Here is a 12064-nt window from a genome sequence, read left to right as displayed (position 1 = left end):
CTTTTTCCGCAGATCGACATGCGAAACAACCGCAACAAAACTATTGAAAAGGCCCCCGAAAAAATTGACTTCAGCCGCGCGGGCCGGCGGCGTAGCCTGTGCGGATCCCTATCCTGACCGCCCCCATGCCCGAGCTGGCCGACCTCGTCACGCCTTCGCCGCCCTCGTGGATGCCGCAGACCACTGGCTGGCTCGTGGTGGGACTGGTCATCCTGGCCGGTCTTGCCTGGCTGGGCTGGCGCGCCGGGCGGCGCTGGTATGCCAATCGGCATCGACGCGCGGCGCTGGCGGAGCTGACGCGCTGGACGCCCCAACTGGCTGGCGACGATCGCACCCGGGCCCAGGCCCTGCTGGGGCTGGCCGAACTGCTCAAGCGGGTGGCTTTGGCCGAATGGCCGCGCGAGGCCGTCGCGCCCTTGTCCGGCCCCGGCTGGCACCAATTCCTCCACGCCCACGCGGGCACGGCCGCCGACGCGGTGCCCGGGCTCGCCGCGCTGGTCGATGACGCCGAGTACCGGGGCGCCACCGTGCTGGCCGCGTGGCCGCCGCAACAGGCCCATGCCACAGCCGATGCCTGCCGCCGGTGGATCGCCGCCTACCGTCGGGATAGCCGGGATAGCCGGGACTCGCCGCCCAACCGCCAATGATCGTCTTCGCCTATCCGTGGCTGTTCGTGCTGTTGCCCCTGCCGCTGCTGGTCTGGTGGCGGCTGCCGCCGTACCGGGAGCGCAGCGCCTCCGTGCGACTGCCGTTCTTCGAGGAAGTGGCCGATGCGGTCGGCCTGAAGCCGGCCACCGGCGCCCACGTGCCGCGCCGCAACCTCGTCCAGCGCGTATTGGCCCCGATTGCCTGGGCGCTGGTGGTCACGGCGCTGGCCCGGCCGCAGTTCCTGGAGCCCCCTCTATATAAGAAGGAGCCCGTGCGCGACCTGCTGGTGGCGCTGGACCTCTCCCAGTCGATGGACACCCGCGACTTCCGCGATACCGCCGGTGCGCTGGACACCCGCGTGCATGCCGTGCGCCAGGTGGTGGGGGATTTCGTCGCCCACCGCCCCGGCGACCGCATCGGCCTCATCGTCTTCGGCGACGCCCCGTACCCGCTCGCCCCCTTCACGCTGGACCACGCGCTGGTGCGCACGCTGATCGCGGACATGGTGCCCGGCATGGCCGGCGCCAGCACGGCGCTGGGCGATGCCATCGGCCTCGGCATCAAGCTGTTCGACAACAGCCACGCCGCGGAGAAGGTGATGATCGTGCTGACCGATGGCAACGACACCGCCAGCCGCATGCCGCCGGCGCAGGCCGCCGAGATTGCCCGCACGCGCGGCGTGGTGGTCCATACGGTGGGGATCGGCGACCCGGCGGCCACGGGCGAGGCCAAGGTCGATCTGGATATGCTCAAGCGCATCGCCGGTAGCACGGGCGGGCGCTATTTCTTCGGCGCCGACCAGAACGCGCTGGCGGCGATCTACGCCACGCTGGACCGCGTCACCCCGCATCAGGAAAAGACGCTGAGCTGGCGCCCGCGCCGTGAGTTGTTCATGTGGCCGCTCGGCGTGGCCGTGTTGATCGTGCTGGGCTACCAGCTGGCGATGGCCGCCTACGCGCGCTGGACCTTCCGCGCCGCCCCACGCGCCTCCCGGGAGCCTGCCGCATGAGCGCGCTGTTCGAATCGCTCGCCCAGTTCCACTTCCTGCGCCCGTGGTGGCTGCTGGTGTTGCTGGCCGCCGTGTGGCTGCCGTGGGCGGTGGGGCGGCAGGGGGATGTGCGCCGGCGCTGGCGCGGCACCATCGCCCCGCATCTGCTCGATGCCCTCGTGGTGGGCGAGAAGCGCCGCCGCGCAGTGCGCCCGGTGCATGGGATTGCCGCGCTGCTGGCGCTGGGCGCCATCGCGCTGGCCGGCCCCACCTGGGAGCGCGAGCGCCCGCCGTTCCTGGCTGACAAGGCGCCGCTGGCCATCGCCATCGACCTCGGCACGACCATGGACGCCATCGACGTCAGCCCCACCCGTCTGGAGCGCGCCAAGCTCAAGGTCAAGGCGCTGCTGGCGCACCGCGACGGCGGCCGCACGGCGCTGTACGCCTACGCCGGCTCCACGCATATGGTCCTGCCGCTGACGGACGATGCGGACCTGCTCCAGACCTTCGTCGACGCGCTCCAGACCCGCATCATGCCGGTGCCGGGCAAGGACACCGCGCAGGCCGTGCGCACCATCGACACGGCGCTCGCCAAGGAGCCGGTGCCCGGCACGATCCTGTTGCTGACCGATGGCGTGGAAGCCGGCGCCGCCAAGGCGATACAGGCGCAGCACGGCAGCCGGCGCACGCAGGTGGTGGTGCTCGCCATCGGCACGGCGGAGGGCGGGCCGCTGCGCGCGGGCGACGGCGCCGCGCCGGGGCTCGATGCCGATGGCCTGCACGCGCTGCGGGACAGCGGTATCCCGGTGGCCACGCTGTCCACGGACAGCGACGCCGATGTGGCCTGGGTGCAGCGCCACGTGCAATCGCATGTGGAGCAGACCCACGCCAGTGACACGCAGCGCTGGCGCGACGCCGGCTGGCCCCTGACCATCCCCATCGCGCTGCTGGCCGTGCTGTGGTTCCGGAAGGGCTGGTCCGTGCGATGGATCGCCGGGCTGGCCGTGGCGATGGCGCTTGGCGCGCCGCCGATTCCCGCACAGGCCCAGGCCGCCGAGAAATCATGGACCTGGGCCGACCTCTGGCTCACCCCCGACCAGCAAGGCCGGCGCGCGTTCGAACGTGGCGATTACGCTATCGCCGCGCAGCGCTTCACCGATCCGATGTGGCGCGGCGTGGCCTACTACCGCAACGGCCAGTACGTGGAGGCCGCGCGCGCCTTCGGGCAGGTCAACACGACGGATGGCCAGTTCAACCTCGGCAACGCGCTGGCGCGGCAGGAAAAATATAAAGAAGCCTCGGCGCGCTATCGGCTGGTGCTGCAACAGCGTCCCGGCTGGCAGCCGGCGCAGAAAAACCTCGCGCTGATGACGCAAATGCTGGCGCGCAAGCCGCCCCCGCAGAGCGACGAGGAGTCGCCCGACATCCCGCCAGACAAAATCGTCGACGACCCGAGCAAGCCCCCACCGCCGCCCAGCGACCAGACCCAGCAGATGGGCCGCGTGCAGCAGAATGCCGAGATGTGGATGCGGGCGATCCAGACCTCGCCCACGGAGCTGCTGGCGCGCAAGTTCGCGCTGCAGGAGGGCAAGCCATGAGCGGGTGCCGGATGCGTCACGCCGTGGGCGTGGTCCTGCTGTGTGCCGCTACGCTCGCCCACGCGGCCGGGCCCACTGTGCACGTGAAGGTGGTCGGGCCGCAGCCGGTGGTGGCGGGCCAGTCGGTGCAGGTGGAAGTCACCGTGCTTGCGCCGAATTTCTTCCTGTCCGCGCCGGCCTTCCCGGTGCTGCAGATCCCGGGCGCGGTGGTGACCATGCCCGACGACCGTGGCATCAACTCCACCGAGACCATCGACGGCGCCAGCTTCGCAGGCATCCGCAAGACCTACGTGGTCACGCCGCAGGGCGCCGGGGACTTCGCGCTGCCGCCCATCGAGTTCCGCTTCACCCACGCCGGGAGCGATGGCAAACCGCAGGCGGCCACCGTCACGCTGCCGCCGACGACGATCCACGCCAGCGGGCAGGCGGGAAAGAGCGGGCAGGGCACGGCGACGCTTCCGGCTGGCGCGCTCCAGGTGACCCAGCAGTTCGACAAGCCCATCGACGAGAACACCAAGCTGCGCGCTGGCGACGCGCTGGTGCGCACCATCACCATCGTCGCGCCGGGCACCCCAGCGATGATGATCGCCCCGCCGGCCCCGCCCGCCCTTCAGCCGCCGCGCGGCGTGCGCCAGTTCCGTGCCGATCCGGTCCTGCAGGACGACGCCTCCGGTGGGCGCCGCATCGAAACCATTACCTATGTGTTCGAGGACAGCGGCCGCCACACCTTGCCGGCGGTGCCGGTGAGCTGGTACGACGCCGCCACGGGAAGGCGCGCGGCCTCGACGGCCCCGGCGGTGACCGTGATCGTGGCGCGCGCGGCACCCGGGCTGGGGCTGTCGCCGTCGGGCGGGCTGGCATGGCGCCCGCCGGCCTGGCTCGACGAGGTCGACTGGCGCATGACCGGCGCCATCGTCCTCGCGGTGCTGGTGCTGGGCTACGGGATCTGGCGATGGCGTAGGGGGCACGGTGCCGTCAGTGCCGCATGGCGCGCCCGCTGGCATCGCACCACGGAGACGTGCAGCAACCTCTGGCACCGCTCCGGCCTGCCGCCGCTGAATCCCGGCCAAGGTCCCGGCCAGGACTAGTTCTTTTCCGAAATCATTCAGATCGCACAAAAAAAGTTTGCATTCCTTTCGCTGCATGGAGCCTGCAAACTCCTCAGTGTTCACTGAAGTGCACTGGACGAGGGGTGGCATGTCACAGGGGCAGCGAGGGAAAGCTAAGTTGGGTGCGAAGGTGGCCCACGAATCCACATGGCGCGGCCGACTCTGGCTGGTGGCCCTGGCGGGCGCGATGGCGCTGGCTGGCGCGGGTGGCTCGTACTGGTATGCCTCGCGCAGCGGTCCAGGCGCGGGTGCGGGTGCATCGGCCGTCAAGTCGGGCGATGGCATCAGCGGGCCGCTCGGCATGGTCCATGTGCCCGGCGGCGAGTTCCTGATGGGCAGCGACCACAAGATGGCCCAGCCCAATGAACGTCCGGCCCACAAGGTGCGCGTGCCGGGCTTCTGGATGGACCAGCATCACGTCACCAATGCCGAATTCCGCAAGTTCGTCACCGCCACGGGCTACCTGACCACGGCCGAGCGCGCGCCTGACTGGGAGACCATGAAGGTCCAGCTTCCGACCGGCACGCCGCGTCCGCCCGATAGCGCGATGGTGGCCGGCGCGATGGTCTTCGTCGCCACCAACGGCCCGGTGCCGCTGCGCGAGAACTGGCGCTGGTGGCGCTTCGTGCCCGGTGCGGACTGGCGCCATCCCACCGGCCCCGGCAGCAGCATCGAGGGCAAGGACGATCATCCCGTGGTGCAGGTGTCCTATGAGGACGCCGAGGCCTACGCCAAATGGGCCGGCAAGCGCCTGCCGACCGAGGCCGAATGGGAATTCGCGGCGCGCGGCGGGCTGGAGCAGGCCACCTACGCCTGGGGCGACCAGTTCGCGCCGGATGGCCGCCAGATGGCCAACGTCTGGCAGGGCCAGCAGGTGCAGCCGTTCCCGGTGGTCAGCGCCAAGGCCGGCGGCGCGGCGGGCACCAGCCCCGTGCGCACCTTCCCGGCCAACGGGTACGGGCTCTATGACATGACCGGCAATGCGTGGCAGTGGGTGGCCGACTGGTATCGCGCCGACCAGTTCCGCCGCGAGGCCGCCGAGATGAAGACCGTGGTGCTCAACCCGGCCGGCCCCCGTGACTCCTGGGACCCGAGCGAGCCCGGCGTGCCCGTGAAGGCGCCCCGGCGCGTCACGCGCGGCGGCTCCTTCCTCTGCAACGAGGACTTCTGCCTGAGCTACCGCCCCAGCGCGCGGCGCGGCACGGACCCGTACACCAGCATGTCGCACCTCGGCTTCCGGCTCGTGATGGATGACAGCCGATGGACAGCCCTGCGCAAGCAGCCCGCCACGGCGATGCAGCCCCCGCCCCAGGACAGCGCGATGCCCCTGTCCGCCCAACTTTCCTCAACCGGAGTCAATCGATGAACGCGAAAGGACTTCCCTCGCAGCGGGCTACGGCGCGCCGCTGGCAACTCGCGGCCACGGCCGTCGTCGCGGCGCTCGCGATAGCGGGCTGTAAGCGGGCCGATGAGAACAAGCCTGCCGAGACGCAGGCCCCGGCCGCCCCGGCTGCTCAGGCCCCGGCCCCGGCAGCGCCGCCGCCCGTGACATCGACGACACCAGCCCCCACCACCCCCGTCCCGGCCACCGCCCCGGCGCAGGGCGCCTCGCCGGTGGCCGCCGCCCCGGCTGGCGCACGCAGCGGCAAGCCCAACATCGTCGTGATCTTTGGCGACGATGTCGGCCTCGGCAACGTCAGCGCGTTCAGCCACGGCGTGGTCGGCTACAAGACGCCGAACATCGACCGCATCGCCAAGGAAGGGATGATGCTGACCGACTACTACGCCGAGAACAGCTGCACGGCGGGCCGCTCCACCTTCATCACCGGACAGACCGTGTTCCGCACCGGGCTCTCCAAGGTGGGCCTGCCAGGCGCGCCGGTGGGCCTGCAGGACCGCGACATCACCATCGCCCAGGCCCTCAAGCCGCTGGGGTACAACACCGCGCAGTTCGGCAAGAACCACCTGGGCGACCAGGACCGCTTCCTGCCCACCAAGCACGGCTTCGACGAGTTCTTTGGCAACCTGTACCACCTGAACGCCGAGGAGGAACCCGAGCGCCCGTACTGGCCCAAGGACAACCCCGACTTCCTCAAGTACTACAACCCGCGCGGCGTGATCCACAGCACGGCGGACGGCAAGATCGAGGACACCGGGCCGCTGAACCGCAAGCGCATGGAGACCATCGACGACGAAACCACCGGCGCGGCGATCCAGTACATCCAGAAGCAGGCGCAGGGGGACAAGCCGTTCTTCCTGTGGATGAACTTCACGCGCATGCACCTGTTCACGCACGTGCGCCCCGAGTACCGCGGCAAGGCCGGGCTGGGCGGCGGCCACGAGTATGCGGACGGCATGTGGGAGATGGATCAGAACGTGGGCAAGCTGCTCAAGTCGATCGATGACGCCGGCATCACCAACAACACCATCGTGGTCTACACCACGGACAACGGGCCGAACTTCTTCACCTGGCCGGACGCCGCCAATACGCCGTTCCGTAGCGAGAAGGATTCGAACTGGGAAGGCGCCTACCGGGTCCCGGCGATGATCCGCTGGCCGGGGAAGATCCAGCCGGGCACGGTTTCCAACGGGCTGATGTCCGGGCTCGACTGGTTCCCCACGCTGCTGGCCGCCGCCGGTGACGGCGACGTCAAGGATCGCCTGGTCAAAGGAACCACGCTGGGCGGCAAGAGCGCCAAGGTGCACCTGGACGGCTACAACCAGTTGCCGATGCTGACCGGCCAGACCGAGAAAAGCGCGCGTAACGAGTTCTTCTACTTCAACGACGATGCCGAACTCGTGGCCATGCGCTATGACGTGCTCACGCAGGGCGCCACCCAGCCCACCGCGTGGAAGGTGGTGTTCTGCGAGCAGCGGGCGCGGGGCGGTTTCGAGGTCTGGAAGGAGCCGTTCACCTGCCTGCGCGCGCCAAAGTACTTCAACCTGCGCATGGACCCCTACGAGCGCGCGGACACCGGGCCGACCAATCTTTACCACCAGCTCGAGACCGAGAACCCGTACCTGTTCATCGAGGGTAACCGGCGCGCCATCCAGTTCCTGCAGACCTTTGTCGACTATCCGCCCAGCCAGTTGCCGGCCAGCTTCACGATTGACCAGGCCGAGGCAAGCGTGAAACGCAAGGTGGCCGAGCAGATGGCCAAGGCGCAGTCCGCCCAACCGCCGAAGAAGTGACGGCGGCGGACCGGAAGCTGGAACCCGCCATGGGCGCGCGCCAGAGTCGTGGCACGCGCACCGCCGCCCAGGCGGCGGTGCGGGCCGGCACGGCCTGGCGGGTGCCCGCCGCGCTGCTGGTCCTGTCCGGCGCGGCCGGGCTGGTCTATCAGGTCCTGTGGGTCAAGCAGCTCTCGCTGGTGCTCGGCGTGGATGTGCACGCCGTCACCGTCGGCGTCAGCGCGTTCTTCGCCGGGCTGGCGCTGGGCGGCTGGACCATTGGCCGATGGGCCGACCGCGCCGCTTCGCCCTGGCGGCTCTACCTGTGGCTGGAATGCGCGATTGCCGTGCTGGCGCTGGGCGCTACCCTGGCGCTGGCCCACGCGGCGGCGCCGTTCGCGTGGCTGGAAACCCGCGCCGGCATCGTGGCGTGGGCCTTGCCCGTGCTGCTGGTGGCCCTGCCGGCGGTAGCCATGGGCGGCACCATGCCCGTGCTGCTGCGCGCGATCCGTCCTTCCGGAGAACTTGGCGCCCATGGCGGGCGGCTCTATGCCGCCAATACCGCCGGGGCGATTGCCGGCACGCTGCTGGCGGCGTTCGTCGCCATTCCGCTGCTCGGTGTGTTCGGCAGCGCCTGCGCGGCGGCAGGGCTGAACCTGCTGGCTGGTGCCGGGGCGCTCTGGCAGAGCCGGCGGGTGCAGGCCGTCGCTGTTGCCTCTCCTTCGCCATCCATCGCGCCTGCCACGGGCACCGCGCAGCGGCGGCTGGCGCTGGGGCTCTACGCCGTGGCGGGCGGCATCGCGCTGGGCTACGAAGTGGTCTGGTCACAGGCCATCGTCCAGTTCCTGAGTACGCGGGCGTTTGCCTTCGCGGTGGTGCTGGCGACTTATCTGGCCGGGCTGGTGCTGGGCAGCGCGCTGGTGGCGCGCCGCGTGGACCGTTCGCGTGACCCGTGGAGTGCCTTCGCGCTGCTGGTGGTCGGGGCGGGGCTGGTGGCGCTGGTCGAATTCGCGTGGCTCGGGGAATGGCTGCCGGCCCTGCAATCCGCCGCCTACGCGCGGGTGCTGGAGGGCACGGGCAACCTGCTCGTCGCCTCCAGCGCGCGCTTTGCCGTGGCGGCGCTGTGCATCGTCTTCGTGCCCACCGTGTTGCTGGGCGCGGCGTTTCCGTACGCGGTGCGGCTCTCGGTCGATCCGGCACGGGTCGGGGCCGGGCTGGGCGCCGTGCTGGCGCTCAACACGCTGGGCGGCATCGCCGGATCGGTGCTGGCGGGCGTGGTGCTGGTGCCGTGGATTGGCGTGGTGCATACGCTGGGCGTGCTCGCTGCCGCCAGCGCGCTGGTAGCCGTGCTGGCGATGGCCTTTGGCGATGGCGTCACGCGTCGCGCCCGGGTGGCGATTCCGCTGCTGGCCGTGATCACGCTGATGGTGGCCGTGGCCACGCCGGCAGACCGGCTGGCTCGCCTGCTGGCGCAGGCGCGTGGCGGCGAACTGGTGTTCTACGAGGAAAGCCGGGGCGCCACGGTGGCCGTGGTCGAGCAGGCCAAGGGCACGCAGAGCTTCCGGCGGCTCTATATCCAAGGGGTGTCGAACTCGGGCGATACCATGACGTCGCTGCGCTATATGCGCCTGCAGGCGCTGTTGCCGCTGATCGTCCACAACGGCACGCCGCGCTCGGCGCTGGTGATCGGGCTCGGCACCGGCATTACCGCCGGCGCGCTGCTCCAGTACCCGGGCCTGGAACACCGCGTGGTGGCGGAGCTGCTGCCAGCCGTGGTGCGCGCCGCGCCGAACTTCCGGGGCAATTTCGACGCCAGCCACGACAAGCGCATCGACATCCGCCTGCGCGACGGCCGCCGCGAACTGCTGCAGGGCACGCAGCGCTACGACCTCGTCACGCTGGAGCCGCCGCCGCCGTCCGCGAGCGGCGTGGTCAACCTCTATTCGCGCGAGTTCTACCAGTTGGCCGCCAGCCGCCTGCAACCGGGCGGCATCGTCGCCCAGTGGCTGCCGCTGCCGACCCAGAACCGCGACGACACCCGCTCGCTGGTGCGCAGCTTCCTCGACGTCTTCCCGCATGCCTCGCTCTGGACTACCGAACTCCACGAGATGCTGCTGGTGGGCTCGGCCGAACCGCTGAAGCTCGATGCGCCGACGATCGCCGCCCGCTTCCAGCAGCCCGAAGTCGCCAGCGCGCTGCGCGCCGTCGGCGTGGCCTCGCCGGCGGCACTGCTGGCCACCTACATCACCGACCGCGATGGTCTCGACTGGTTTGCCGGTGACGCGCCCGCCGTGACCGATGACCGCCCGCGCATCGAGTACACCGGCTGGGTGCGCCAGAAGGCGTTCGTGCCAGTGCTGCGCGAGCTGCTGGCGCTGCAATCGGACCCGCCGCTCACCGGCGGCGACGATGCCCTGCAACAGGCGATCCGCCGGGAGCGCGACAACCTCCAGACCTTCTACGCCGCCGGCCTGGACGCCTACGAGGGCAACCGGCAAGCCTGGAGCCACCACATCACCGAGGCGATCCAGGCCGACCCCGACAACCCCTACTACCGCTGGTTCACCGGAGGCGGCCGATGAGTGCCCGCGACGACATCCTCACGCTGCAGGCCCGCATGGGCGAGTCCATCGTCGGGCAGGCGCGCATGATCGAACGGCTGCTGCTCGGCCTGCTGGCGGATGGCCACCTGCTGGTGGAGGGCCTGCCGGGGCTGGCCAAGACCCGGGCGATCAAGAGCCTGGCGCGCCATCTGGACGCGCGGCTCTCGCGCATCCAGTTCACGCCCGACCTGCTGCCGGCCGACATCACCGGCTCCGATATCTATGTGACGGACGCTGGCCGGGGCGACTTCCGCTTCCAGGCCGGGCCGATCTTCGCCAACCTGATCCTCGCCGACGAGGTCAACCGCTCGCCCGCCAAGGTGCAGGCCGCGCTGCTAGAAGCCATGGAGGAGCGGCAGGTGACCGTGGGGGGCCAGACACACAAGCTCGAGCCGCTGTTCCTGGTCATGGCGACGCAGAACCCCATCGAGGAGGAAGGCACCTATCCGCTGCCCGAGGCGCAGATGGACCGCTTCCTGATGCATGTGAACGTGGGCTACCCCGAGGCCAGCGCGGAGGCCGAGATCATCCGGCTGGCGCGCAGCGAGGAAGCGCCGCCGCCGCAGGCCGCTGGTGGCGCCACGGCGGACAAGCTCTCGCCCGAGTCCGTGTTCGCGGCGCGGGCGGCCATCCACGGCATTGCCGTCAGTGAGCCGGTGGAGCGCTATATCGTCGCGCTGGTGCAGGCCACGCGTGACCCGGGCCAGTTCGACGATGACCTCAAGCGCTGGATTCAGGTGGGCGCGAGCCCGCGCGGGTCGATCGGGCTGGACAAGGTGGCGCGCGCCATCGCCTGGCTGCGCGGGCGCGATCACGTGACCCCGGACGATGTGCAGGCCGTGGTGCACGACGTGTTCCGCCATCGGCTGATCCTGTCCTACGAGGCCCACGCCGCGTCCGTCAGCGCCGATGCGGTGATCGACCGCCTGCTGCAACGCGTGGCCGTGGCCTGACAGCCACCCCAGCATGCCGCGCGACTTCGCCGCCCGCGACCGAGCCGCCACCGGTGCCGGCGCGGCCCCCTCGACCGCCACGCCGGGCGTCAACGTCGACATGAACGCGCTGGCCGCCCTGGAGGCCACGGCCCGCGACTTCCACTTCCGCACGCGCCAGCCGGTGCACAGCCTGCTGTCCGGCCGGCACGGCTCACGGGTGCGCGGGCGCGGGCTGGCCTTCGAGGAGGTGCGCGGCTACCTGCCCGGCGACGATGTGCGGACCATGGACTGGCGCGTGACGGCGCGCACCGGCAAGCCGCACGTGCGCGTCTATGCCGAGGAGAAGGAGCGCCCGGTGCTGCTGGTGGTGGACCAGCGCATGAACATGTTCTTCGGCAGCCGGCGCGCGATGAAATCGGTCGTGGCGGCAGAAGTGGCCGCACTGGCCGCGTGGCGCATCGTGGCCGATGGTGATCGCGTCGGCGGCATCCTGTTCGGCGATACCGACCTGACCGCCAGCGCGCCGCGCCGCAGCCGGGATGCCGTGCTGCACCTGCTGGGCGATCTCGTCGCCCATAACCGCCGCCTGCATGCCGAGGCAACCGCCCGGCGCGGCGCCGACCAGTTCAACGCAGCGCTGGAGCGCGCGGTGCGGCTGGCGGGCCACGACCATCTCGTCATCGTCATCAGCGACTTCGACGGCGCCGACGACCGCACGCGCCGGCTGATGCTGGCGCTGCGCAGCCGTAATGACGTGCTGTCGGTGCTGGTCTACGACCCCTTCCTGCTGGAGTTGCCCGATTCCGGCCACCTCGTGGTCAGCGACGGCGAGCTGCAGGTGGAACTAGGCTTCGGCCGCGCCGCGCTGCGTGACCAGATCGGCAGCTTCGCCAGCCAGCACAGCCAGGCGCTGTTCGACTGGCACCACGGCATCGGCGTGCCGCTGCTGCCGGTTTCCGCCGCCGAGGACGTGGCCGTGCAGCTGCGGCGGCTGTTGGGGTAGGCGGGACGG

General features: G+C 70.6%; 9 protein-coding genes. All 9 read left to right on the top strand.

The genetic code is table 11. The annotated features are described in order from the left end of the window. Positions 1–98 precede the first annotated feature (98 nt). The 9 genes from AC1DFU_RS13245 to AC1DFU_RS13205 all read left to right on the top strand — a co-directional run bounded on the left by AC1DFU_RS13245 (position 99) and on the right by AC1DFU_RS13205 (position 12055). Positions 99–647: a DUF4381 domain-containing protein gene (locus tag AC1DFU_RS13245; protein WP_441593196.1), complete on the top strand. Its 549-nt coding sequence runs from the start codon at positions 99–101 to the stop codon at positions 645–647. After that, positions 644–1657, top strand: coding sequence for a vWA domain-containing protein (locus AC1DFU_RS13240; RefSeq protein WP_441593194.1), 1014 nt, complete (start codon positions 644–646; stop codon positions 1655–1657). The genes AC1DFU_RS13245 and AC1DFU_RS13240 overlap by 4 nt, the downstream gene beginning before the upstream one ends. Next, a complete protein-coding gene (locus AC1DFU_RS13235; protein ID WP_441593192.1) occupies positions 1654–3234 on the top strand; it encodes a vWA domain-containing protein in 1581 nt (526 codons plus the stop codon). Before AC1DFU_RS13240 ends, AC1DFU_RS13235 begins: the two co-directional genes overlap by 4 nt. Continuing rightward, a complete protein-coding gene (locus tag AC1DFU_RS13230; protein ID WP_441593190.1) occupies positions 3231–4322 on the top strand; it encodes a BatD family protein in 1092 nt (363 codons plus the stop codon). The genes AC1DFU_RS13235 and AC1DFU_RS13230 overlap by 4 nt, the downstream gene beginning before the upstream one ends. A 208-nt stretch (positions 4323–4530) precedes the next feature. Next, positions 4531–5709 (top strand): formylglycine-generating enzyme family protein, encoded by a 1179-nt coding sequence (locus AC1DFU_RS13225; RefSeq protein ID WP_441593331.1) that lies wholly within the window; start codon positions 4531–4533, stop codon positions 5707–5709. Continuing rightward, complete coding sequence (locus AC1DFU_RS13220; protein WP_441593188.1) at positions 5706–7535, top strand: arylsulfatase; 1830 nt, start codon at positions 5706–5708, stop codon at positions 7533–7535. Before AC1DFU_RS13225 ends, AC1DFU_RS13220 begins: the two co-directional genes overlap by 4 nt. A gap of 29 nt (positions 7536–7564) precedes the next feature. Continuing rightward, complete coding sequence (locus tag AC1DFU_RS13215) at positions 7565–10096, top strand: fused MFS/spermidine synthase (protein WP_441593186.1); 2532 nt, start codon at positions 7565–7567, stop codon at positions 10094–10096. Continuing rightward, positions 10093–11070, top strand: a complete 978-nt coding sequence (locus tag AC1DFU_RS13210) for an AAA family ATPase (protein ID WP_441593184.1) — start codon at positions 10093–10095, stop codon at positions 11068–11070. Before AC1DFU_RS13215 ends, AC1DFU_RS13210 begins: the two co-directional genes overlap by 4 nt. 13 nt (positions 11071–11083) lie before the next feature. Beyond that, the gene (locus AC1DFU_RS13205) at positions 11084–12055 is read left to right on the top strand and encodes a DUF58 domain-containing protein (protein WP_441593182.1); all 972 of its coding nucleotides are present in this window, start codon (positions 11084–11086) and stop codon (positions 12053–12055) included. The last annotated feature ends 9 nt before the right edge of the window (positions 12056–12064 follow it).

The organism is Cupriavidus sp. 10L45, assembly GCF_056395225.1.
The sequence above is the reverse complement of the archived record's forward strand: the minus strand, read 5'-3'. Positions and strand labels throughout refer to the sequence as shown.